Origin of the sequence: Candidatus Merdisoma sp. JLR.KK011 (assembly GCF_036941125.1) — a bacterium.
Taxonomy (GTDB): domain Bacteria; phylum Bacillota; class Clostridia; order Lachnospirales; family Lachnospiraceae; genus Laedolimicola.
On record NZ_JAYWSZ010000001.1, the window covers coordinates 82,146 to 107,034 of the forward strand.

The 24,889-nt window shown below is 50.5% G+C and carries 23 protein-coding genes and 1 tRNA gene; 4 read left to right on the top strand and 20 right to left on the bottom strand.

Going from position 1 to position 24,889, the window contains the following annotated elements; genetic code table 11:
- Positions 1-5 precede the first annotated feature (5 nt).
- The 7 genes from VV089_RS00435 to VV089_RS00465 form a co-directional block, all read right to left on the bottom strand.
- Positions 6-4,493: a PolC-type DNA polymerase III gene (locus tag VV089_RS00435; RefSeq protein WP_334334525.1), complete on the bottom strand. Its 4,488-nt coding sequence runs from the start codon at positions 4,491-4,493 to the stop codon at positions 6-8.
- A 12-nt stretch (positions 4,494-4,505) separates the two neighbouring features.
- Positions 4,506-5,579, bottom strand: a complete 1,074-nt coding sequence (gene ispG / locus VV089_RS00440) for a flavodoxin-dependent (E)-4-hydroxy-3-methylbut-2-enyl-diphosphate synthase (protein ID WP_172543528.1) — start codon at positions 5,577-5,579, stop codon at positions 4,506-4,508.
- Positions 5,580-5,656: 77 nt separating this feature from the next.
- The gene (locus tag VV089_RS00445) at positions 5,657-6,856 is read right to left on the bottom strand and encodes an FtsW/RodA/SpoVE family cell cycle protein (RefSeq protein ID WP_334334526.1); all 1,200 of its coding nucleotides are present in this window, start codon (positions 6,854-6,856) and stop codon (positions 5,657-5,659) included.
- 398 nt (positions 6,857-7,254) lie between these two features.
- A complete protein-coding gene (locus tag VV089_RS00450; RefSeq protein ID WP_172544314.1) occupies positions 7,255-8,325 on the bottom strand; it encodes a branched-chain amino acid aminotransferase in 1,071 nt (356 codons plus the stop codon).
- Between the two features lie 109 nt (positions 8,326-8,434).
- Entirely contained in the window at positions 8,435-8,938 is a 504-nt protein-coding gene (locus VV089_RS00455) for a dihydrofolate reductase (protein ID WP_334334527.1), read from the bottom strand.
- A 23-nt stretch (positions 8,939-8,961) separates the two neighbouring features.
- Positions 8,962-9,810: a thymidylate synthase gene (gene thyA, locus VV089_RS00460; protein WP_172544312.1), complete on the bottom strand. Its 849-nt coding sequence runs from the start codon at positions 9,808-9,810 to the stop codon at positions 8,962-8,964.
- A 148-nt stretch (positions 9,811-9,958) separates the two neighbouring features.
- Positions 9,959-10,342 (bottom strand): 4Fe-4S binding protein, encoded by a 384-nt coding sequence (locus VV089_RS00465; RefSeq protein ID WP_172544311.1) that lies wholly within the window; start codon positions 10,340-10,342, stop codon positions 9,959-9,961.
- 233 nt (positions 10,343-10,575) lie between these two features.
- Between VV089_RS00465 and VV089_RS00470 the strand changes: the two genes are divergently transcribed.
- The 4 genes from VV089_RS00470 to VV089_RS00485 all read left to right on the top strand — a co-directional run bounded on the left by VV089_RS00470 (position 10,576) and on the right by VV089_RS00485 (position 12,544).
- Positions 10,576-10,648 (top strand) — tRNA-Gly (locus VV089_RS00470).
- A 180-nt stretch (positions 10,649-10,828) separates the two neighbouring features.
- Complete coding sequence (locus VV089_RS00475) at positions 10,829-11,047, top strand: hypothetical protein (RefSeq protein WP_172544310.1); 219 nt, start codon at positions 10,829-10,831, stop codon at positions 11,045-11,047.
- An 80-nt stretch (positions 11,048-11,127) separates the two neighbouring features.
- Positions 11,128-11,733 (top strand): rubrerythrin family protein, encoded by a 606-nt coding sequence (locus tag VV089_RS00480; protein WP_334334528.1) that lies wholly within the window; start codon positions 11,128-11,130, stop codon positions 11,731-11,733.
- A gap of 175 nt (positions 11,734-11,908) precedes the next feature.
- Positions 11,909-12,544, top strand: a complete 636-nt coding sequence (locus VV089_RS00485) for a lactate utilization protein (RefSeq protein WP_334334529.1) — start codon at positions 11,909-11,911, stop codon at positions 12,542-12,544.
- Positions 12,545-12,621: 77 nt separating this feature from the next.
- Here VV089_RS00485 and VV089_RS00490 read toward each other — a convergent pair whose 3' ends face one another.
- The 13 genes from VV089_RS00490 to VV089_RS00550 all read right to left on the bottom strand — a co-directional run bounded on the left by VV089_RS00490 (position 12,622) and on the right by VV089_RS00550 (position 24,880).
- Positions 12,622-15,825, bottom strand: coding sequence for an MBG domain-containing protein (locus tag VV089_RS00490; RefSeq protein WP_334334530.1), 3,204 nt, complete (start codon positions 15,823-15,825; stop codon positions 12,622-12,624).
- Between the two features lie 226 nt (positions 15,826-16,051).
- Complete coding sequence (locus VV089_RS00495; RefSeq protein WP_150838372.1) at positions 16,052-16,324, bottom strand: helix-turn-helix domain-containing protein; 273 nt, start codon at positions 16,322-16,324, stop codon at positions 16,052-16,054.
- Between the two features lie 100 nt (positions 16,325-16,424).
- Positions 16,425-17,180: a DNA adenine methylase gene (locus VV089_RS00500; protein WP_334334531.1), complete on the bottom strand. Its 756-nt coding sequence runs from the start codon at positions 17,178-17,180 to the stop codon at positions 16,425-16,427.
- A gap of 67 nt (positions 17,181-17,247) precedes the next feature.
- Positions 17,248-17,496, bottom strand: a complete 249-nt coding sequence (locus VV089_RS00505) for a hypothetical protein (RefSeq protein WP_334334532.1) — start codon at positions 17,494-17,496, stop codon at positions 17,248-17,250.
- A complete protein-coding gene (locus tag VV089_RS00510) occupies positions 17,483-18,667 on the bottom strand; it encodes an RNA-directed DNA polymerase (RefSeq protein WP_334334533.1) in 1,185 nt (394 codons plus the stop codon). Before VV089_RS00510 ends, VV089_RS00505 begins: the two co-directional genes overlap by 14 nt.
- A 306-nt stretch (positions 18,668-18,973) precedes the next feature.
- On the bottom strand, positions 18,974-19,564 hold the full coding sequence (locus tag VV089_RS00515; protein ID WP_334334534.1) for a hypothetical protein: 591 nt from the start codon (positions 19,562-19,564) through the stop codon (positions 18,974-18,976).
- A gap of 51 nt (positions 19,565-19,615) precedes the next feature.
- Positions 19,616-20,539: a hypothetical protein gene (locus VV089_RS00520; protein WP_334334535.1), complete on the bottom strand. Its 924-nt coding sequence runs from the start codon at positions 20,537-20,539 to the stop codon at positions 19,616-19,618.
- Between the two features lie 14 nt (positions 20,540-20,553).
- Entirely contained in the window at positions 20,554-20,964 is a 411-nt protein-coding gene (locus VV089_RS00525; protein WP_334334536.1) for a phage tail-collar fiber domain-containing protein, read from the bottom strand.
- Positions 20,936-22,240 carry a hypothetical protein gene (locus tag VV089_RS00530; RefSeq protein WP_334334537.1) on the bottom strand — a complete coding sequence of 435 codons (1,305 nt, stop codon included), beginning with the start codon at positions 22,238-22,240 and terminating at the stop codon, positions 20,936-20,938. Before VV089_RS00530 ends, VV089_RS00525 begins: the two co-directional genes overlap by 29 nt.
- A 7-nt stretch (positions 22,241-22,247) precedes the next feature.
- Entirely contained in the window at positions 22,248-23,399 is a 1,152-nt protein-coding gene (locus VV089_RS00535; protein ID WP_334334538.1) for a baseplate J/gp47 family protein, read from the bottom strand.
- Entirely contained in the window at positions 23,396-23,821 is a 426-nt protein-coding gene (locus tag VV089_RS00540) for a DUF2634 domain-containing protein (RefSeq protein ID WP_334334539.1), read from the bottom strand. The genes VV089_RS00535 and VV089_RS00540 overlap by 4 nt, the downstream gene beginning before the upstream one ends.
- Positions 23,821-24,117 (bottom strand): hypothetical protein, encoded by a 297-nt coding sequence (locus VV089_RS00545; RefSeq protein ID WP_334334540.1) that lies wholly within the window; start codon positions 24,115-24,117, stop codon positions 23,821-23,823. Before VV089_RS00545 ends, VV089_RS00540 begins: the two co-directional genes overlap by 1 nt.
- Entirely contained in the window at positions 24,110-24,880 is a 771-nt protein-coding gene (locus VV089_RS00550; protein WP_334334541.1) for a hypothetical protein, read from the bottom strand. Before VV089_RS00550 ends, VV089_RS00545 begins: the two co-directional genes overlap by 8 nt.
- Between the last annotated feature and the right edge of the window lie 9 nt (positions 24,881-24,889).

Genomic DNA, 24,889 nt, shown 5'->3' on the forward strand with positions numbered 1-24,889 from the left:
CTGCCTCACACAAAATCAAACAGCGACAGCTGATTCGACTCCGGCAGATCCCCCAGAAGCCCCAGGTCCCCCATGAGATCAACCAGGCTCTTGGAGATCTTGCTCCGCTGCCGCAGATCGTCCTTGGATAAGAACGGGCCGTCCTTGGCCGCTTCACAGAGCTGCTCCGCCGCCTTGTCGCCCATTCCTTCAATGGTACTTAAGGAGGGCATCAGCTTCCCGTCAATGATCTGGAACTTGTCCGCCTTGGCCCGGAAAATGTCAAGGGGCCAGAATTCAAAACCCCGGGCATACATCTCCTGGACAATGTGCATATCCTTCATGGTATCCTGCTCTTTTTTGGAGAGCTGATCGCTTCTGCGCTTGTAATCCGCCATATAGTAAGCCAGCCGCTCCTTCCCCTGGCACATCAGCTCATAGCTGAAGGCCGAAGCCCGGATGCTGAAATACGCCGCATAGTAGGCCAGCGGATAATTAATCTTACAGTAGGCAATTCTCCAGGCCATCATAACGTAAGCCGCCGCATGGGCCTTGGGGAACATGTATTTGATAAGGGTACAGGATTCAATATACCAGTCCTCCACACCCTCCGCCTTCATAGCCTCAATCCACTCCGGCTTTAAGCCCTTGCCTTTCCGCACACTCTCCATAATGGTAAAGGAAAGGCTGGGCTCCACTCCTGTATTGATGAGATACAGCATAATATCGTCACGGGTACAAATGGCCGTGGAAATGGTAGCCTTCCCCTCCTTGATAAACCGCTGGGCATTATTAAGCCACACATCCGTACCGTGGGAAAGGCCGGAAATCCGCACCAGATCCGAAAAAGACTGGGGCTTGGCGTCTACCACCATCTGAATTACAAAGTCTGTGCCAAACTCTGGTATGCCAAGACAGCCCAGAGGGCAGCCCCCGATATCCTCCGGCGTAATTCCAAGAGCCTCCGTACTCTTAAACAGAGACATAACTCCCGGATCGTCCAGGGGAATCGTCCGGGCGTCCAGTCCCGTCAAATCCTCCAGCATACGGATCATGGTGGGATCATCGTGTCCCAGAATGTCAAGCTTCAACAGGTTATGATCGATGGAGTGATAGTCAAAATGTGTGGTAATAATGTCTGTGGTCATATCATTTGCCGGATGCTGCACCGGCGTAAAGGAATGTATCTCCTCCCCATGAGGCAGCACCACAATGCCGCCGGGATGCTGTCCCGTAGAACGCCGCACGCCCACGCAGCCCTGGACGATCCGGTCAATCTCACAGTTGCGCTTATGGGTTCCGTGCTCTTCAAAATAATTCTTTACATAGCCAAAGGCCGTCTTATCCGCCAGAGTCGCAATCGTCCCGGCCCGGAAGGTCTGTCCCGTTCCAAAGATAACCTCCGTATACTTATGGGCCTTGGACTGGTAATCGCCGGAAAAGTTCAGGTCAATGTCCGGCTCCTTGTCCCCCTTAAATCCCAGGAAGGTCTCAAAGGGAATGTCGAAGCCCTCCTTCTTAAGAGGCGCTCCGCACTTCGGACAGCTTTTATCCGGCATATCGCAGCCGGCGGCTCCGGCGTACTTCCGGACTTCGTCAGAATCGAAATCACTGTAGTGGCATTCGGAGCAGTAATAATGGGGCGGCAGAGGATTGACCTCCGTAATTCCGGCCATGGTAGCTACAAAGGAGGAGCCCACGGAACCGCGGGATCCCACCAGATACCCGTCCTCATTGGACTTCCACACCAGCTTCTGGGCAATAATGTACATTACTGCAAAGCCATTGGAGATAATGGAATGAAGCTCCTTCTCCAGGCGATCCGTTACCATCTTTGGCAACTCTTTTCCATAGATGGAATGAGCCTTCTCGTAACAGATATCCCGAAGGGTCTGATCGGAATTCTCAATCACCGGGGGACACTTGTCCGGACGCACCGGGGAAATGTATTCAATCATATCGGCGATGCGGTTGGGGTTTGTGATAACCACCTCCTCCGCCTTATCGCTTCCCAGGTACTCGAACTCGGAAAGCATTTCCTCTGTGGTCCGCAGATAGAGCGGAGCCTGGTTGTCTGCATCCTTGAACCCCTTGCCGGCCATGATGATCCGCCGGTACACCTCATCCTCGGGATTCAAAAAATGCACGTCGCAGGTGGCTGCCACCATTTTCCCGAACTGCTCTCCCAGACTTACGATCCGCTTATTGAGTCGGATCAGATCCTCCATGGACTCGAAGACAGGCCGCTCTCCCCGGAGCATGAATTCGTTATTTCCAAGAGGCTGAATTTCCAGATAATCGTAGAAATTCACCAGTCTGGCAATCTCTTCTTCCGGAGCCGAGCGCACGAGGGCCTGGTAAAGCTCTCCGGCCTCGCAGGCGGATCCGATAATCAGTCCCTCCCGGTATTTCTGCAGCACACTTTTGGGTATCCTGGGACGCTTGGCATAATAGTCCAGGTGGGACCAGGAAACCATACGGTACAGATTGACCCGGCCAATCTCATTTTTTGCCAGAATGATTACATGGTAGGTGGGAAGCTTCTTGATGGCGTCGGCGTCCAGGCTTCCCATCCGGTTGACTGCGGTCAGATCCCGGATATCCCGGTCTTTGAGCATTTCCACAAATTTTACAAAGATCTCTGCGGTACAGCCGGCATCGTCCACGGCCCGGTGATGATTTTCTAAGGACACATTCAGAGCCTTTGCCACGGTGTCCAGCTTAAAACGGTTGAGGTTTGGCAGAAGCACCCTGGCCAGGGATACCGTATCCACCACCGTAAAAGTGCAGGGAAGCTCCTGGCGCTGGCTGTTTTTCCGGATAAAGCTCATATCAAAGTCTGCATTGTGAGCCACCATCACCGCCCCCTCACAAAATGCCAGGAACCGGGGCAGGACTTCCCCGATATCCGGCTCTTTCAGCACCATATCGTCGGTAATGCCTGTGAGCTTCTCAATCTCAAAGGGAATGGGCGTGTGAGGATTGACAAAGGCGCTGAAGCGATCCGTAATCTGCCCCTTCTCCACCTTTACCGCTCCAATCTCAATGATCTGATCGTGCTCGGCGCTGAAGCCGGTGGTCTCTATGTCGAATACCACGTAAAGGTCATCCAGGCTCTGCCCCCTGGGGTCTGTGACGATCTCCTTCAGATCGTCTACCAGATAGCCCTCCAGCCCGTAAATGACTTTAAAAGGATCTCCTTTATCCAGACTGTGGCTGGCATCCGGGTACGCCTGGACAACTCCGTGATCTGTTACGGCTATGGCCTTATGGCCCCAGGCCTTTGCCTGCTTGATGAGATCCTTGACCTCGGAGACTCCGTCCATATCGCTCATTTTCGTATGGCAGTGGAGCTCTACGCGCTTGTGTTCGTGGTTGTCCACCCGAAGCTTCCGAAAATCTGCGGATTTTTTGATGCCTGTCAGGGAGCTTAGGGTCAGCTCGTTGTCAAAGCGGTCTATGGCGGTTATGCCCTTGATCCGCACGAAAGCGCCTTTTTTTACGTTTTCACGAAAACCTGGGAGATCTTCGTTTTTGATAAAAAGCTTGGCGCGGATGGTGTCTGTGTAGTCGGTTATGGTTATGGTTACGATGGTTTTTTCGCCGCGGATCTCCCGCTCATCCAGAGCTGATACCTGTCCGCGGACAGTGACCTCGCCCATCTCTCCGATGATCTGGCAGAGCTCTGTGAGTTCGCCGTCCTCGAAGCTGCGGCCGTAGAGCACGTCCGGATCGGATGCACGGGCGCTTTTGCCATTGCTGCCGCCGCTGCGCAGGGTGCGGCGGTAGGGGTAGTCGTCTTTTCCGAAGGAGGGACGGGGCTTTTTTTCTTTGGGTGTCTTTGCCGCTGCCGCTTTCCCGGCCGGGGCGGCGGTTTCTTTTTCTGGCTGGAGCTCTCCCTGCGCGGCTGCCTGATCCTGCTCGGCCTGGTGCATGCGCTCGGTCAGTGCGGCTGCCTGTTTTTCCATAAATTCCTGGCTTTTCCGGCGTTTTTCTTCCTGCTCCTGGTTTTTGTCTACCAGTTCGGCTTCGATCTCCAGCTTCATGCCGCAGCGCTCGGTGAAGATCTTATGGAGCACCCGGATGAGCTCGTCCGCCGCTTCCTGGCCCAAGGTGGTTTTTTCCAGGGACAGCTTCATATGGTCTTCTTTTGGAAATGTGATCTCGGCTCTCCGGAAGAGGTTGAATTCCAGGATGCTGTAGGCTCTCAGCTCGAAGAGGATGCTGTCGCGGTAGAGCTCCAGGACTTTCTGGGGGGTGTATTGGCTGGAGAGCCGGAAGTGTTCTATGATCTTGAGCTCTATGGGATTTTTTCCGAAAAGCTGTTTTTTTAAGGTCTGCTCTAAATGGAATATTTGTTCCTTGTGGATTAGTTTTCCGCTTGTGAGGTAGACTTTGATGTGGGTTTTGGCCCGGTTGGAGGTGACGCGCTCTACACGGACTTGTTCTAGGAGTTCGGTGAGGGGCTGCTCTATGTGTAAGGGGGGGAATACTTCTGTAAAATGTTTTTCCATGGGGCTCCTGGGTTATTGGTTTTGGGTTTGGGTTGTCAGGTTTTTTAATTCGGCGGTCAGGGCTTTTAGGAGTTCTTTTTCGGGGATGGCGTTTTTGATGATTTGGCCTTTGCGAAATAGGATTCCTGTGCCTTTTCCTCCGGCGATTCCCAGGTCGGCTTCTTTGGCTTCGCCGGGACCGTTGACTACGCAGCCCATGACGGCTACTTTTATGTCGTCTAAGGGGTATTCTTCTACTAGGGTTTCTACTTGGTTTGCCAGGCTGATGAGGTCTATCTGGGTTCTTCCGCAGGTGGGGCAGGAGACGACTTCAATTCCGCCTTTGCGCAGGCCCAGGGTCTTTAGGATGCGTTTGGCGGATTTGATTTCTTCTAAGGGGTCGCCGGTGAGGGAGACTCGGATGGTATCGCCGATGCCTTGGTAGAGGATGATTCCAAGACCTACTGCTGATTTGATGTTGCCTGAATAAAGGGTGCCGGCTTCGGTGATGCCTATGTGAAGGGGGTAGTCGGTCTGTTCTGCAATGAGCTCGTGGGCTCTGGCGCACATGAGTACATCTGAGGATTTGATGCTGATTACGAGTTGTTCGAAGCCTAGCTCTTCTATCATTCGTACTTTGCTTAGAGCGCTTTCTACCAGGCCTTCTGCAGTGACGCCGCCGTATTTTTCAAGGAGTTCTTTTTCCAGGGATCCGCTGTTGACGCCTACGCGGATGGGGATTCCCCGATCCTTTGCTGTGTCTACTACGGCTTTTACTCTGTCTTTTCCGCCGATGTTGCCGGGGTTGATGCGGATCTTGTCGGCTCCGTGCTCTATGGCGGCGATAGCCATGCGGTAGTCGAAATGGATGTCGGCTACCAGAGGGATTGTGATCTGTTTTTTTATTTCTGTCAGGGCTTTCGCGGCCTCCATAGTGGGCACGGTGCAGCGGATGATCTCGCAGCCGGCGGCGGTCAGGCGCTTTATCTGTTCTACGGTTCCTTTTATATCCTCGGTTTTTGTATTGGTCATGGATTGGATCAGTATGGGATTTCCGCCGCCTATCAGCCGATCTCCGATTCGTATGGTTCTTGTGTTCTTTCTCATGTTCTGCCTCCTGCTTTTTGTTCCTTAATATTTCCGCCAGTGCGCTGGTATGAAGTTTATTTTTGGATCTGCTTCCTTTACAGCCGCTGCTCCCGGTATTCTTGTTCCCTCTTGAAGCGGCCCCATTTTTCTACGTTGAGCACCATGCCCAGCTCTATCAGCAGGAATACGGCTGCGGTTCCGCCGGAGCTGAAGAAGGGCAGGGTTACGCCTGTGGTGGGAAAGAGCCTGGTTACAACCATGAGATTCAGCACGGCCTGCAGGGCTACGTGGGAGAATACGCCTATGACCAGCAGACGCCCGAAGAGGTCTTCTGCGGTCTGGGCGATTACATACAGCCGGAACAGCAGATAGATGAACAGCAGTATTACAAGGCCGGCCCCGAAGATTCCCAGCTCTTCACAGATAATGGCGAAGATCATGTCATTGTAGGGCTCTGGTATCCTAAGCTTCTGTATGCTGTTTCCCAGCCCTTTTCCCATCAGCCCTCCGGATCCGATGGCGTAGATGCCCTGTAAGGATTGATAGGCTTTGTCTGATTCATATTCATAGGGCTTCAGCCAGGCTACGATCCGGGCGATTCGGAAAGGGGAGTCGGAATCTGTCTCCGGCATATGCAGGGTATAATAAATAACGCCTGCCGCCACGGCCGCCGCGGCCAGTCCCATAAGCAGAAACGGATAGTACTTTGGGTGTACCATGAATACCATCAAAAAGCTGATGCCAAAGACGATTACGGCTGTGCTCATATTGTTGCTGATTTTCAGAATCATTAGTGAAATCACAGCCGTGGGAGCCATAACCCGGAGTAAGACTTTCCAGCTGCCCAGGCTGTGGGCGTATTTGCAGATTAGGGCGGCTGAAAATACGATCATGGCTACCTTTACCGGCTCTGCTACCTGGAACTGCCCGATGCCCGGCACCTGAATCCAGCGGGTTGCCCCTTTTACGGTAACGCCCAGGCCCGGTACCAGCAGCAGCAGGATCAGAACAGCAGAGCCAAACAGTCCTATCATGGCAAAATAGCGCCATTTGTGGTAGTCAATATTGGCTGTTACCAGCATGACCGCTATGCCCAGGATGCTGTATTTGGCCTGGCTTTTCAGCAGGAATGTGGGATCGTAGTTGTAGGCCTTGCTCATGCTTGCCGTATAGTAGCTGGAGCTGTATATCATAATCAGGCCAAATACAATCAGAAAAATAACTGCTACGATGAGATTCATATCATAACTTAAAAGATAGGAACGGAGCTTCCACCGTTTCCGTTTATTTGCCATACCACTCCTCCTATTCCAGTTCCGTAAGCCCCCTCACAGTACACGAGTATGAAATCAATTTCCAGCCGCAAAAAACATGCGTCTGTAAATCGATTTGTGCACTGGGAAGAATATTACTATTAAAAGTCGCTGCGCGGCAGCACGAAAGGGTAAAGCTGCTTCGACACACCGGTAATGAGAGAAACTTTTATTCGAAAAAACACTCCTAAAAGTTCCTCTCGTGCGCCTTTGCAGCTTTACCGTCCAGCAGATATTTTTTCTTATAAATACTTGGCATTTTTTAGCCGGACTGATTTATTTCCGCTCGTCTTTGGAACCGCCTTTGGTAAAAGGGCCGCTGTAAACAGGAATCTTCCTCTACAGCAGCCCTTGATCTTTTGTCAGTAAATACGCGGAGCTTACTTTACCTCTACAGTCCAGCCGAAGGTATCCTCAACCTTGCCCAGCTGAATTCCTGTCACTGTATCGTAAAGCTTCTGGCTTAAGCTTCCGATGCCGCCGTCGCCAATCTGGAATACCTCGTCTTCATAGCGCAGGTGTCCTACGGGAGAGATAACGGCCGCTGTTCCGGATCCCCAGACTTCTTCCAAAGCGCCTGTTCTGGCTGCTTCTTCCAGCTCCTCCACGGAAACCTTCCGCTCCTCCACAGGAAGCCCCCAGGACTTGCACAGCTCCACGCAGGTTCTTCTGGTTACACCGGGAAGAATGCTGCCGTTTAACTGTGGGGTCACTACGGTTCCGTTGATCTTGAAGAAGATATTCATAGCTCCCACTTCCTCAATGTACCTGCGCTCCACGCCGTCCAGCCAGAGCACCTGGGAGTAACCTTCCTCGTGGGCCTTCATCTGGGCCGCCAGAGACGCCACATAGTTGCCGCCTGTCTTGGCCTCGCCGATGCCGCCCCGGACTGCGCGCACATACTCGTCCTCAATCCAGATCTTTACCGGGTCAAGCCCTTCCGGATAGTAGGCCCCTACGGGGGAAAGTATAATGATAAACTTATATGTATGAGAAGGCCGCACGCCCAGGAAGGGATCTGTGGCAATCACAAAGGGACGGATGTAAAGGGAAGTGCCCTCCTTGGTGGGAATCCATGCCTGATCGATCCGTACCAGCTCCTTCATCGCCTGTAGAAAATCATCTGCCGGAATCTCCGGAATCATCAGACGGCGGTTGGAGTTGTTGGCCCGTTCGATGTTCTTGTCCGGGCGGAACATAAGAATTCTTCCGTCCTCGGTCTTATAGGCCTTCAAGCCCTCGAACATCTCCTGTCCATAGTGAAATACCATAGCAGAGGGATCCAGGCTGATGGGCGCATAGGGCTCGATTCTCGGGTCGTGCCAGCCCTTTCCTTCCGTATAATCCATTACAAACATATGATCCGTGAAAATCGTGCCGAATACCAGCGGATTCTCCGGCCCCGGTATGGGCTTCGGATTCTCGTTTTTGATCCATTTGATGTCTAACATAACACCACTCCTTTCATAGATGCTATATATTTTTTTCTCATTATTCTACTTTTTTCTTATGATGTCAATGTTTTTTTGAATAGTGCAGGCCCCGGCCAAAGATATAAGGTTATATCTCTTTCACAGCGCTGTTCACATATTTCACAAACTCGAATTCCAAATCATAATATGTCTTCTCTCCGCTTACGGCTTCCACGCTCCACTCCGCCCGTTCATCCAGATTCGGAAAATACGTGTCTGCCTCATAAGCATAATCAATCTTTGTAACGTGCGCAACCCTGCAGTAAGGAAGAAACTGCCGGTAAACAGCGGCGCCTCCAATAATATAAACATCCTCGGAAGGATACTTTTTCAATTCCTCCAGCACCGCCTCCACGCTATGAAGAACCAGTGCGCCTTTTCCATCGTAATCCGGATTCGCCGTCAGTACAATATTCGTCCGGTTCTTAAGCGGCAGGCCGTTCGGAAAGGTCTCCAGGGTCTTGCGGCCCATGACAACTACCTTTCCGCCAGTCTCCGTCCGGAAAAACTTCATATCCTCGGGGATACTCACCAATAAACGGTTTTTAAGGCCGATGGCCCAGTTTTTATCTACTGCTGCAATTAAATTCATCCTTAAGCTCCTATTCCAGTTCTTTACACCGCCACAGGAATATTTTTCACCTGCGGGCCCGTCACATAATTCTCCACAAGCAGATCTGCCGTGGTAAATGCATAAAAATCCGTCACCTCGGGATTCAAAGATACCTTCGGAGCCTCATACACAGGCCGGCTGATAAGCTCCTTCACAATCTCCACATGCCGATCATAAATATGGGCATCTGCAATCACATGGATCAGCTCTCCCGGAACCATGCCGCAGCACTGGGCAACCATCATAAGGAGGATGGCATACTGGCTTACATTCCAGTTATTGGCCATGAGCACATCCTGGGAACGCTGATTTAATACCATGTTCAAGGTAAGCCTGTCCTCCCCCGGCTTCTTCGTCACATTGTAGGTAGCGCTGTAGGCGCAGGGATACAGGTTCATTTCGCAAAGATCCGCAAAGACATACGTATTCGTCATAATTCTGCGGCTGTAGGGATTGTTCTTCAAATCATAAAGGACACGATCCATCTGATCCATCATGCCTTCCTTATAGCGGCTCTTTACGCCAATCTGATAGCCGTAGGCTTTTCCGATAGAGCCCTCATCGTCCGCCCATTCATCCCAGATGCTGCTGTTCAAATCGTGGATGTTGTTGGATTTTTTCTGGTAAATCCAGAGAATCTCGTCCATACAGCTTTTTAAAGCTGTTTTGCGCAGCGTCAGAGCCGGGAATTCCTTTGCCAGATCATAACGGTTCACCACGCCGAACCGCTTGATGGTGTATGCATAAGAGCCGTCCTCCCATTTGGGACGTACCTTTTCCCCCTCCGTGCTTGTACCGTTCTCTATAATGTCATGGCACATGTTGATAAATAATGTGTCTGCGTAGCTCATTCCTGCCTCTCTTTCCGTCTTTCCAATCAAATGCCGGCTTAAATCCCTGTCCGAGGGTATATTTCCTTTCTGCGTCCGTGTGCATAAACAGGGGATGCCGCAAAAAATTCTCCGGTTTTGCAGCATCCCCCGTCTTTTTCGTCCGTATTTATCCCTCTACAACCTCAAGTACATCCATGGGGCATGCCTTTGCGCAGATTCCGCAGGCGATACACTTGGATGCAGTGGGAGAAGTCTCTGCCTTTACCATCAGTCCGAAGGGACATGCCTCCACGCACTTGCCGCAGCCGGTGCACAGCTTCTTATTCACCATGTACACGCCCTTGGCGTTCTGTGTGATAGCTCCGGCCTCACAGGCTTCGGCACACTTGCCGCACTGGGGACAGGCCATGGGGCGCACGCTCTTCTTCTCCACAATCTGAAGACATGCCTTGTCCGGATCAAACTCTTTATAAAATGCCTCAGAACATGCCCGGACACACTCCAGGCAGGCCATACAGGTGGATCCTTTTTTCATCATCAGTTTCTTCATCTTTGCTTCCTCCGTGATTGGTATAAGTAATGCTTGCTTTTTCTTTTCTGATCGGCCCCGTTCCGGCAGGCGAAACCGGCCGTTCTCTGCTGCTTCTAAGTGTACCATTATTAACACGATTTCTCAACCCAAACTTTCAACAGATTTTTTTTAAAAAAGGTGTTGACAAATGGTTTTATTTGTTGTATTATCAATCATGTCGCTGGTACAAAACAGCACACAACAGAATAGATGCGATAGTGGCGTAGTTGGTAACGCGCGACCTTGCCAAGGTCGAGACCGCGGGTTCGAGCCCCGTCTATCGCTCTCAAAAGTCTTTCGGTTTTGATTACCGGAAGACTTTTTTTAGTTTTCTATAGCAGTCATTTCCCAAATTATTGATAAAATTCTCCCTGGGAGGCATACTAACTCTCAAAGCCCAGCTTTTAAAAAGAAACCGTGACAAACCTGTATTCTGTCACAAAATACGAAATTGGAGGAATTATTATGTGTCACAGAAGTAGTAAACCCTCTGCCATGGATCTGCCGCCGTCTTGTAAGACTGCTGCAGATCGGATGGAGCAGGCTCTGCGCAAGGAGGATCTGGCTTCCTATAAAGCCGCGCAGCTCACCGGTTCTGCCGTGGATTCCCTTTCCGATGCAGAACAGCGGATCTCACGGGAGCTTGGCAGAGACATTGTACTTGTCGCCTATGAGGCCAGATAAGCCTTTCCATGCATCCCGTATAAGAGCCGCTGCGCAAACAGCAGCAAATATTTCACCCAAAGAAAGGAGTACCCCAGTCTATGTCAATTGATTTTCAGCACAGCGAAACAAGAGAAAACCTCATGCGCGCCTTCGCAGGAGAGAGCCAGGCCCGGAATCGCTACACCTTTGCGGCAGAAGAGGCAAAACTTCAGAAGCTCCCTGTGCTCGAGCGCCTGTTTACCTTTACGGCCAACCAGGAAAAGGAGCACGCAGAGATTTTTTACAACCATTTAAAGCCCCTGGCCGGAACTACTATCCAGATTGACGGCGGTTATCCCATCGACCTTTATCCTACGATGGAGGAGATTCTAAAAGCCGCCCAGCACAATGAGTATGAGGAAAACGATCCCATTTACAAGGCATTCGGAGACAAGGCGGCGGAAGAAGGCTTCCCGTCTATCGCCTCTTCCTTCTATGGAATTGCAGCCATTGAAAAGATCCACGGCGACCGCTTCGGAACCTTCGCAAAATTGATGGAAGACAAGAAGCTGTTTTCCTCCGATACGCAGGAAGCGTGGATCTGTCTGAACTGCGGCCATATCCACATGGGCCCCATGGCTCCGGCCGTCTGCCCCATCTGCCACAAGGAGCAGGGTTATTTTGTGCGGCTTTCCATGATGCCTGTGACTCTGCAGAGCCTATAACACTTGAAATATATTGGAAATCCTTCTATAATGGATAATAATTAAAGTCGCAAAGGCGCACGAGAGGAACTTTTATGAGGGCACTTTCGAATAAAAGTTTCTCTCATTACCAGTGTGTCGAAGCGGCTTTACCCTTTAGTGCTGTCGCACAGCGACTACAAATAGGAGGATCCTTATGACACCGAAAAAGCAATATTATGAGAACACTGCAAAAACCATCATTGCCAATCTGGAAAAGCGCCAGATGAAAGGCTGGTACTGCCAGGACAGCGCCGCTGCTGTAAAGAAGGTTCTGGAGCTTGTCCCCGAACAGTCTTCCGTCACCTGGGGCGGCACCATGACCATGGAAGAATGCGGTCTGATGGATGCCTTGAAAAAGGGCTCCTACACATTGATTGACCGCCTGGCCGCAAAAACCCCGGAGGAAAAGAAAGCACTCTTTGCCAAGGCCGTCTGCGCCGATTATTTCTTTATGAGCGCCAACGCCATTACGCTGAACGGAGAGCTTATCAATGTAGACGGAGCCGGCAACCGGGTAGCCTGCCTCTGCAGCGGCCCGGACAATGTGATTGTACTTGCCGGTATGAACAAGGTCGTAACCACCCTGGAAGATGGGCACAACCGTGCAAGAAATACAGCCGCCCCCATCAATACCCTGCGGCTGAACAAAAAGACCCCCTGTTCCCTTACGGGAAAATGCGCAGACTGCCAGTCCCCGGACTGCATCTGCAGCCAGATCGTAGTCACCAGAAGATCCCACATCCCAGGCAGAATAAAGGTAATTCTTATCGGGGAAGAGCTGGGCTATTAATCCTGTGTCTCCTTACATAAAAAGAGGAGCTGCCGCAAAATAAGCCATCAGGCTTATTTTGCAGCAGCTCCTTCATTTTAATCTTCTTTACCGCTCCACCTGCTTCTCACAAAAAAGGTTCCGCCAATCACAGCAGCCGACAATACCATGCCAATCAGGCACCATATAATGGGGCCCGTGCTGAATCCTCCGGGATTCTTGCTCTTGGAGTTCTGCCTGTCAACCGGGGTTACATTGGCGCCGCCGGGCGTCTCCTCAGTTCCGGCCAGGGAGGAACTTCCTTCCTGTATGTCCGGTGAGGACTGCGGCGGGGTGACAGAGGCAGAGCCCGTTCCGCCTGTGTTACCTGTATCTGCCGGCGTCTGCTGGCCCGAGCCTCCCGAAGACTGGGAAGCCATCTTCACCGTAAATGTCAGATCATAGGCATAGTAATTGGTCGATTCCGTCACCGGCACCGTAATCTCCGCCGTTTTTCCCTCCTTGCTCTTATCATTCACAAGCTTGCAGGTCAGAACTGTACTGGAGACAACGGGCTTCTCTGCAAGGATCTTATCCGGATCGGATACCCGGATCTCCCCCAGCTTATAACCCTCCGGAAGCATGGAATACATGCTGAATACCGCCGAACCGCCATATTCCATTGAGCTGACGCCTGTTTTCGTTCCCTTATATTCCGTCTTATCAATGGTAAACGCCGCCTCCACAGGCGAGCCCCAGGTATAATTGCTGCCGCTCTTCGACCGCACGCTTACCTTTCCGGTTCCGGCATTCCGATTGTTCGTAAGAGCCAGCTCATAATCCGACGCAGCCACCACTTCCGTCCCGTTGGAAACCGTGACCGCAGGCACAATAGCACGGCCCGTATAGCTGTAATTCCCCGATACCTTTACGATTGGCCGGATAGTCTTTGGCGTAATCTCGCAGGGAACCTCCACCGTAGTATTTTCCAGCTCATAATTCCCGGCTCCGGCTCCGCTTAAGGAAAGCTTCACCGCCATAGTGCTCTGGCCGTTTACATTGGGATCGGAATAGCCTTCCGGCACTGCCGTAACATTCACTCTGCCTGCATCTGCCGCCGGAAGATTCAAGATCTCCAGCTCCCCTGTAACATTTCCTCCCGACCGGGTCTGATCGTAAACCTTGCTTACCTTATAGCTTCCCCTGGATACGCTGATGCTCCGCTTCTTCACATCCACCGTTCCCTCGCAGACAACCTGGTTGGTAAAGGTCATTCCGTTGATAGTGCCGTTATAGAGCACCTGGAAGCTCTGCCCGGAGCCTACTTCGGGCGTTCCGCTCTGATTCAGGGTAAAATGCTGGGAATTGCTGTCGCTTCCGGAATCCGCCTTTGCAGTAATCGAACCAATCTTCACAATATCCGCCCAGGAATCTCCGTAGGCCGCATCGCTCTTAACCGTCACCGCGTTGGCGGCAGTGGCCGTCTGGCCGCCCACTGCGAATTCCAGGCCCTTTACCGTAAAATCAATCCTTCCGCTCTTTTCTATGTAATTGCTTCCCGGGACAAAGGTATAGGTCAGCGTTCCCTTTGAATCCACCGGCAGCTTTCCAAGCTCTGCCGTCAGGTTCCCATAGGTCAGGTTTGAACGTCCATTGTAGGAATAGGTGAGGGTTCCGCTTATTTTATTTCCCTTTTCATCTGTAAATACAGGCTCGGCAAAAGCTCCTGTCCCAGGCCATATGCTCTGGCTCCCATTCACCTGCTCTGTATAATCCGCCGTCTGAATCTCCAAGGTTCCCTCTGTGAAGGAAATGGAATAGTTGGGGTTATTTTCATCCGTAAGGCTTCCCTGAAGAATCCGGTAGGTTCCCGCATTCTCGCCCGAAACCCGGCTAAGCCCGCCCGTCAGGGGGTATCCCTGTATCACATTCGCATAGGTGTAGGTCCACACCGGATCCGGCTGGCCGTAAGCCTTGGTCTTCGCCTCTGCCTCAACCGTGACCGGCCTTCGGTTGATCTTGACGCTGACTGCAATATCCTCCACCGGACTGTACTGAGGGTTATCCGGCGTAAAAACTGCCTTTAAGGTATTCGTTCCTGCATTTCCGTAAAAATCCACCTCATCCGCCCAGGTAAAGATACCGTCAACGGGATCTCCCTTCTGATTCACGGCAGTTCCCCCGGAAAGCACCCCGTCGTCAACGGGATCCCCGAAGGTTACTTCACCGGCTGTGGGCGCTGTGACGCGAAGCTTTGTATCTTCCGGGCTCAGATAAGTATAAGGCGACAGCCTCAGAACACTGCCAAGGGTATTGGACAGATATGTATAATACTCATAGGTAATGCTGTCCCTGTCCTTATTTAAGGAAATCGTATATCCGTCCTGCACCGAGCCTTCCGCCCCGGCCAGGAAAAGCTGATCCGGGGCTCCCGGCGCCCCCGTGTCGCAGTTCATCACATCCACCAGATAAGAGCTTCCCTCCAGGCGGACAATGTTCCAGTAATGGCCCTTTTCCTCCACAGCTCCCGACACTTCCCCGTCCGCCGTGTAGCAGGCCGCGTTCTCAAAGTCGGACGCGTCGCACAAATACTGAAAGGCAGCCGCATAGCCGCGGCTTCCCACGGTTGTGCTTTTGTCCCCGTCAAATACATAGATAAAGGGCCACGGATCAGTATCCGAAGCAAGGCGGCTCCCGGATTCCGTTTCCCCAGCGGAAGCCAGGGTACAGATCTCTGTGAGGTAGGCCTTAAGCTTCTCATAGTCTGTCTTATTTTCATTCTTTGCCACAATTGCCAGCGCTTTGTCCACTGCCGGCTTTGCCGCTTTTGTCTTGGCGGTGTCCGCCGTATAAAGACTGCCAAGGGACTGATACTCCGGAAGCACGGCAAGGGAGACCGTTATAGAGCTCACCGGATTCTCATCTGAAGCCCACTCTCCCACATAGGCTTCCCCATCCTTGTCGTACCAGTAAAAATTGCCGGGCATATCCTCCAATAGACAGGCCATGGCCTCGTCCAGCAGCTGCGTAATCTTCTCCTGGGAATTTGCCAGGGAGGTAAAGCCGCTCACTGTGATCACCGTAGAAGCTCTCTGGCCCTGGGCAATCTGCCCTGCGGCAGACTTAACCGCATCATAAACCCGTTTTTCATTGGCTGTCAGCCTCTCCCGGGCCGCCGTCCCATAGCCCGTTCCCGTCTGCTCCGTCCCAAGAGTTCCCCGGGCAGATACAGGAAGCGCAAGCTGATCTGCGCTGACGCCGATCCACATTGCCGCAAGCCCCAGCAGCATTATTTTTCTAAAGGTATGCTTCCATCTTTTCATCGTCTTTGTCCCCATTATTTTAAGCAGAATTGTAAGGTTCAGACAACCATTACGCACATTTTTCCTATGTCTTAAGTATAGTATAGCAACCTTATGCCGATCACACAAGCAGAATTATCCGTCTGTAGCCGCTCAAAATTTTTGTCAAAGATTTTCAAAATAAATGTCAAAAACTTTCGGGAAATATTTCCCGATTTTACTCACAGAAAAAGGGGCAGTGATTTTATCACTGTCCCTTTCCTGTCTTCCGGTTCCCATGCTCTTCGATTACCAAGTGCTTTCCCGTTTTCGGTACCTTGTCTGGAATATACTCTATCAGTTCTTCAACAGAGCAGTCTAACACCTCACATATCCGGTCTATATGCTCTACTTTCAAACTAACAACAATTTCATGGTACCATTCATTGATGGCGTTCCGCCTTATTCCGGTCAGCTCTGACAATCTTTTCTGCGTCATACGCCGTTCCCCAAGAAGCTTTGATAGATGTATTCTTATCATAATAATGCCCCTTGGGAGCAATAATATCATAATTCGATTTTTAAGAGTGGCTTTTGAGCATTTATATTGTTTTTTGGTATTTTTGTATCACTTTTCGATATTAGTAGTTCTTGATTATCAGTTCCTTGTACTTAGGCTTCCTTTCTTTCATCACCAAATTATGCAATCTCTCCACTTCAATGATATGGTAACCTCTGTACAGCTCCCTTATATACTCACAATCGTTATATGACAATACAAATTTGCCCTTAATCACATCCAATGCCTCTTTTAGCCTCACATGGTCTTCCGGCATAAATCTGTCCGGATAGTATTTCTCCGTTTCATAATATGGTGGGTCAAGATAAAATAACGCATCATTTTTGTCATAATTTTTGAGAATTTTTTGGAAGTCAAGGTTCTCAATAACGACCTTATTCAGCCGCTTGGAAACTTGAATGAGGTATTCCTTGGCTTTTTCCATATCCCGTGGACGCAATCCAAAAGACCGCACATCCGCACCAAAGCTCTCCTTTATCAAGATAAAAAATCTTGCTGCTCTTTGTATATCAGTCATACCTCTTGTTTCAATCTGCTCCCTTGCATCATAAAACTGTTCCCTTGATATTAGTATGTATTGCAGCTCATTTTGAACAGCATCAGGGTGGTATTTGATACACCGGAACAAATTTACAAGGTTTCCATTGACATCATTATACACTTCCATCTTGGCGTGACTATCTGAAGAGAACAGAACCCATCCAGCTCCTCCAAACACTTCAATATAACGCCCATATGTTCCCGGTTCAGGAAATTGTTCTACAATCTTACTTCTAAGTGCTTTTTTACCGCCAATCCAAGTCATAAAGCTATCCATAATTACATTCCTTCTTTCATAATAATTTGGGCATTATTTATGATAAGGAATAATCATGAATTACTTATCAAACTGCCTGCTCTTCTGCCATGATACCATCTTCCTTGCACTTGGCAAGCTCTTCCTCAAGGGCTCCAATCTCATCCCTCACAAGCTGCCTCTGTCTGTGGAGCTCCTGAAGGTCATAGGGCGGCTCCATTCCAAGGGTAGAATACTCAATACACTTGGCAATCTTCCAGTCCCCAATCTCTGACTCCTGACAGGAGAGCTTGGTCTTCAGGTCTCTTATTTTCTGCTCTATCTCATTTCTGCTCATTTCTGTGTCCTCCTTCAATAAATGGATGGATGAAAAGCTCATCAAAGAGCTTGTCCATATTTTTGAGAATGGTGTAGGAATCATAATGCTGCACACCACCCCTCCATGAGGCATAGGAGCATCTCACGTCTGCAAAGGATACCTTCCCTTCATCCAAAAGCCTCCGGAGCCTTTTCAGCTTCCTCCTCTGCCTGACAACAGAGTCCTTGCTGATACGTTCAATCACCTTGCCTGTTTCTGTCAAACTGTATTTTATTTTAAGGAATGTGAAGCCATGGGACAGCTTGATTATCTGTGTTTTTTTAGGATTGATAAACAACCCATACTCATCACATATCCCTCTGATGTCGTTCAGGAGCCCCTTCAGGAACTCCTTGCTTTCATGGATGATATAGATGTCATCCATATACCGTCCGTAGTATTTCATTCCTCTCACAATCTTGCAGTAGTTGTCTATCCTTGTGGGATAATATACGCCGGATATTTGAGATATTTGGCTTCCAATGCCTACGGACTTCTTCATGTACTTTTCGCCTGTCAGCTCTGCCTTGTCAATTTTAGCGTGTTCCAGTGCGTTGTACAGGGTATTCATGCTGTCAGCATACTCTTCCTCTGACATGTAGGAAACATCCACCCGGAATGTGTCTATGAGCTTCTCAATAAAGCCCATGGTCTCCTTATCGCCAATCTTTTTCCGCATCTCCTTTATCAGCCCCTCATGTGGGATGTTGTCAAAGAATTTGCTAAAATCAATCAGCAGCACATACCCTTCATTGGTCTTGTGCTTCCTGTAGAACTTATGGAGGTGGGTGCTCATCCGCTTTCTCGCAAAGTGGATACCCTTCCCTTCCATGGATGCCCCATTGTCATATGTGAGGTACTTGGACAGCTCCGGGACAAGCACATTGTCACAGACCGACCTCTGCACCACCCTGTCAGAGATGTGCATGGACTTGATATGGCGGATATGACCCCTTTCATTCAGGTCAAACTCATAGAAGTCCTTCTGCTCATAGCTTCCATCCTTCAGCTCCTTTTGTGTCTGGTTGACATTCCTCAAAAGGTTGGCTTCATACCTCTGTACTGACTCCTTCCACGCTGTCCCCTTCTTTGACTTGTTAAAAGCGTCAATCAGGGAATTGGCATCATATACAGACTCCATATTTTTCATAGAGTTTCACCTCGTTCCTAGCACCACCTGACGTATCAGGGTGCATCAAGATGTTGCCCACCTCCCCTCTATGCAAAAGATGGGCTTCTTTACCTTTCGGAAGGACAAGCTTTCCTTTCCTGTATCATATGTCGGCTCGTAGCCTACACTTAGCATATATACACGAAATCGGGCGGACTCCACCATCCCCGGCGGCGGCGTTATTATTACTATTACCGTTATTGTTACAATTAGCAAACGCCGCCGCAGACACCACAGCACTCAACGGGATGCTGTTTCACTTGATACAAAGCTTGCCCCGGATAATTATACTTGTTTTTTCGTATTTGGGGAAGTCCCTTCAGCCTTTTTTGCCTCGGTCTCCTTGATTTTCTTCAGTATTCTGTTGTCACTCTTCCGCCATCCCTTCAGGAGGGCTATCTCCTTCTCAATCATGTCCACATACCTCATGTACTTCTGTGCATCCACCGGGATAATGGATATGATGTACTGCATCTCCTGAAGGAGCTGCTCACAGTTTCCTATGGCATGGTTTTGGAAATTCCTCCGGTCATAAAATTCACTTTCGCATACTGGATATATGGTGTTCGCCTGTGTAATGTTCATTACCATGTTGTGCATTATGTTCATCATGCTGCTCCGCATCTTGTCTATGAGCCATGCCGGATATTCCTCAATAACTTTTGCAGTCATTTCATACTTTGCAATTATTTCCCGGAACTTTTTCTCATCCTCCGGCTCCATGCCCTGCACACCATACAGTGCCTTGATGCTCCGCACTTTGTCCTTGATGCCAAAGTCCCGGAGCAACAACAGGGTTATCTCCTTCCGGAGCATTATGGCATTATGGTAAAATTCCATACTCGACACGCTTCGCTTGTTTTTCAGTACGCTCAACCTTTTTCCTCCCTCCGGTCATCTGCCCCCATATAGGGGGCAGATTTAAGATTACCCGATACAGGAATACGGGCGGACTCCACCATCCCCGGCGGCGGCGCTATGATAACTATGACCGTCAGTGCCACAACGAGCAAACGCCGCCGCAGACACCACAGCACTCAACCATTGCCACATCCTGCTTCCGTTATGTCCAAGCCCTGCTACCTTCAGGTGGGGAGCTAACCGAAACAATGGGAACTGGATATTGGCATTGCCTGTGTCATAAAATGAGGAACTAAGCACCGTGGAACCGTATATCTGTATCTCACTCATCAGCCTAAGAAGGCAATCCTTCCACTCCCAAGAACTTGCATAGCCTATCTGCCCTGCCCCTGCATTAGAATTGCCCGTTGTAGATACTGCTGTTGTGAGCAGCTCTCTGTGACTAATTATATGATTATTCAGGGCTTTTTGCAAGGCTGCTGCATAAACCGGGAGCACCGTTGTGTGCATCCTGGAGCCTGCATATCCGCCTGTGGTCACACTTGTGTCATTCATCTTGGCAGGGGTCTTGAAGCAGTCCTTGGGGATTATCACAGCATGGTGCTTCGTAAAGGCTGTATCCCCGTTATTCCAAAAAATATCAAAGCCTGCCAGTAACATCCTGACCGTCTCCGTCCCTCCGAACTCTGTTGTTATGCTCACATCAAAATAGTCACCCACATACAGGTCTTCAAAAGTGCCGGGCTTGATACGGTCACATATCTCATCTATTGTGTACACGTTGGTCAGGTCTTTTCCCCGGTAGATGGAATTGTGGAAGCCTGCATTGTCCACAAAAACATTTTTCATCTGTTCATGCAGGAACTTGTCATTGTCAAGGAGTTGCTGATGCCTCCGGTTCCACTCATCACAGTGTGCCGGGGTTGTCCGCTCCATTGCCTGCATCTCAAGGACAAGCTCCGGGTTAGCTGCTGCTGTTAAATTTGCCATTTTCCTATGCCTCCTTAATAATTGTCTTCAATGGTGAATGTCACCTCTGTCTCATCCTTGCCTTTTGCAAGGAAGTTTGAGAATGCCACCACATCACCATCCTCATCAATCAGTGCCATCTCGCTGATGAACGTGCCCACAAGCTCATTCTCCTCAAGCTTGATGGTGTACTCATAGGATGTGTCGGAAGTCTTGGCTGATGAGGTGTAGGGTTTCCTTACCACCTCGCTCTTCAGCCCCATGTTCTCCGCAAGCGGCACAATCACGGTGCCATCCGCATTGACTCCCCCGGAGCCAAGTGCAATGTGCGTTATCTTTGCAATGCTCCCGGTTGTGTGGCTCGCTTCAGCCATCTTCTTCCTTCTGATTTTCGTTATTACGCTTTTTGTTGCCATTCTACAACACCTCCGTTTTCTGCCAAGCATCTATTGTCTTGGAACCGTCAAGGCTCCATGTCCCGTCAAGGAAGATGAGGTTATGCTCTCCATGCCATATGACCCTGTACTCCCTTGTATATCCTACACCAAAGCGGTATTCCTGCTTGGTGGTGTATTCCCTCCTCTGTGCATCCATGAGCCGGGAGCCATTCAGCTTCCAAAGCCCGTTGAGCTTCAGATAGTCAAAGTAATGTATGACCATCCTGTACCGCTCCAATACGTTCCTGATGCTGTATGCCCCATTGCAGGGCTGCATCCGGTACCTCTGCTGCTTCAGGAGCAGCTCCTCCTCATGCTGATGGCGGAAAGCTGTGCCCCACCTCATTCCTCTTGGGGACAGCTCCGCATCCACTGTATGGCTTCCGTCCGTCACCCATGAGCCATCCGTCTTCAGATAGTCAAAATAGTGCATCCTGAAGCTGTATGCCGCCTTCAGGAGGGCATCCTCCACCATAAGGCAGGCGTAATTATACGCCATGGCTGCAAGCCCGGCTTCATGGAGCCCATAGGGGCTCTCATACCGGTATCCTATCCGGGTGCCTATGGGAGACCGCTGTGCATCCAGTACATGGCTCCCGTCCAGTGTCCACATGCCATCCGTCTTCAGGTAATTAAAATAATAAAGGTATTTCTTATACAGCACAGCAAGGAAGCTAGAGCTGTATATCTCCCGGATGCTCAAATTGTACCGGAAAAAGTAATTGTCCTTTGCCCCCACCTCTTTCCACTTCCTGACGGTCTTCCGCATGATGTCAAAACTGATTGGATGCTCCTCATCCGCATCCATCACAATGACTATGTAGAACTCCGCCCATCTGTTCTCAAGGGTGTCTGACTCCAATGTCCGGCTCCCGTCAAGGAGCCAGCTTCCGTCAAGCGTGAAGTGGACAAAGCCTGTCAGCTCGTTTGCCCTCACAAGAACCGGGGAGGCATAGCCAAGGGTCTTCACTGCAAGCAGAACCCCTTCATTGGTGCCCCCAAGCTTGCACAGCTCATCATACATGGCTATCCTTGAGCGGTAGTTCTCCGGGTGCTCCCCCTCATACCGGGTCAGCCTCCTGTCCGCCCCATGCACCGGGAGCATCTCATGGCTGCATGTGGCAACCATTCCTTCATCCCTTGCCCGGAGGATGTCCTCCTTCGCTTCGTCAAACCTCCTGCCGAACACCCGGCAGAGGGTGTACCACTTATTCAGGGCTTTCTTCAGCTTTTTCAGGGGAGTTGTGAGCAGATACCACATGTATTCAATGAAATTTTCTATCATGGCGGCATCACTCCTTCCCCCTTGTGCTCTGTGCCACGTTCCGGACAGCCACCGTGATGTCCCCTGCCATGATGACCTTATCCTGTTCAAGCACCATGTCCTCCGATGGCTGCAAGATGTCCGTCTTCCTGTAGTTGTCAATCTTGGTGCTAAGTGCTTGGATGATGCTGTCCCTGTACAGGGTATTCATCTCCCCCCGTGTCAGTGCCATCATATCCTCAATGAGCTTTTCTGCCTGTGCATCCACGCCATCCGTTGCCGCATCCTCCGCAAGGTACACCACAAGCTCAAACGCCTGCCTCACTACCTCACTGGACTTCACAAGGTAGTCCTCATAGTTTCCCTTGAGCGGCTCAATGGCATCCCCGACCTTCCGGATGAGCTCCGGGGATGCTTCCCCGGCTGCCCCCGTGACAATCACGTCCACGGTGCCCTGCCCCCTTGGGTGCTGTGCATCTATCCGGGCATCCAGTACGCCGGGGACAGACTTTGCAGCGTTCCGGAGCTTCTCTTCTATGGTTCTTGTTGCCAGTTCCGCCCATGAGCTCATGCACCTGTCCCGGAGGTCTTCAAGGTCTTCCTCCTCGGCTCCCTCTTCAAAGAGCCAGTCCTCCTCATTCGTCACATAGTCCATACCGTCAAGGTGTATCATGGATATGGTTATCCTTCCCGGTGCTATGTTGTAATAGGTTCCGGGTGCCTCTGCCTCCACAAGCACCCTGCCTACAGGCTCCCCGGCATCAATGACCGTGTTCTCACAGCAGTAGAACTTCAGCTCCTTGCCCCCGGCATCCGGCTCCGTCTTGAAACAATGCCCCTTCGTCACCTGAAGAGCATTGTTGTACTCATTCCGGTATATGGTCACATATCCCTTTGCCGCCTTTGCCTCCTTCTGCTGCTTGGAATAGTCGGCTGCCTTAATCTTCAGCCAGTCACCTTCAGCATGTTTGATGAAGCAGCTATTGACTATGACACGGGCAAGCTCCTTCAGCTCTATGTATATGGTCACTAACATGCGGCAAAGGTGGTAGAAGATGCCGCCCTTTTTGAAGTTCGTTATGGGGAAGCCTTCGTCCTCAAGCTCTCCCTGCACCTTTTCCATCTCCTCATCCTCATCCGGAATAGGGATAATCTTTTCCATGATGCTCTCATCTATCATTCCACAATCACCTCCACGCCATTGCTCTCAATGTCAATGCTGTACTCCTTGCTGCTGTCATTCTTTCGGAAGGCTACCCTGACATGGTATAAGTGACCATCAAAGTCCACCGCTGTCTGTATGCTCCCGGCATCAATATAGTCCCTCTTGGACAGTTTGGAACGGATACGCTGCTGTATTTCCATCTGTGTGAAGTCATCATATTCCCCCTGCATGAAGTCAAGCAGGCTCCACCCATAGCTTGCATCCCCCTCCTCGTCCTCATAGAAGAGCTCGCCCTCTTCCGTCACCGCCTCATTCCTGATGTCTTGCAGCCAACACTCATCATCCGACACAAGGGATGTATCCCCGTTCCCGTCTGACACAGGCTGACCATTCTCATCAAGCATGATGTCAATGTCATTTGCACCTGTTATCTGCATCAGAAGCACCTCCCTATGATGTAGGGCTTGCACTCTCCATACATGAGGACTATCGCCACGGTCTCATCCTTCAGGACGGGTATGTCCGTTGCCACCTTCGGTACTTCCGGGAAGCGGCTGTCCGGCTGCCTGTTTTTGTCAAGTATTTTGAGCGTTGCCTCATACAGCTCCTCCCCTTTCTTTTTCACCGCTACAACCTTTGCATACAGGCAGGGAGGGTACTGCATGTGCGGATAATTCTCTTTTATCTGATTGTCAAGCTCCTGCCCCACAAACATCTTCATCATGTCAGACATCCTTCTCACCTCCTGCAAAATAAATGTACATGTGTACCGCCCCGGTATCGTCACTCCTCACTATGGTCTTCTCCACTGTCACAATGCCGCTGTACTTGCTGTGCTGCACCTCAACCTCTTGGCTGTGGTGTATCCAGGGGATGGCAATGGTCTCCGCCTCCCACAGGTCTCCGTATTTGTTCAGGGACAGGATGGTCTCCCCCTCCTCAAGGACATATATCTCTTCCTGCTCCTCCTTGGTTCCCCAATAGAACACCTTCCTTTGGAAGAAGAACGGGTTTTTGATGCCCCATGAGCTGTTGACCTCTGCTATGGTGTTGATGCCGCTCTTCCTGTCAATGACAAACAGGGCTTTCTTCCCATAATGCTCATCAGGCAGCACATAGTCCTCAATCCCTGCACAGGTCAGCACATACCGGATGACATCCTGCGGCTCACAGTCTACAAAGGATGCCTTGATGGTCACTCTATCAAGCTTCATCATGTCATCTTTTATCATTATCTCCTTCCAGTAGTCCGTGTCACCGCATCTGACATATCCCTCAATCAGGCTGTCAAAGTCATCCTCATATCCAAGCTCCACGCTTGCCTCATCCATGTCCTTGAACTTCAGGACTCCCTGAAGCTGTGGGGAAAGCTCCACCCGGCACCAGTCCATGTGTGACTCCTTGCTTGAGAAACACTCAACCTCTATCCCTTCAGTCACCTCATAGTCTCCTACTGTCACCCGGAACTCCGGGGATATTAGCTTCTTGACCCCCAAGCCAGTCAC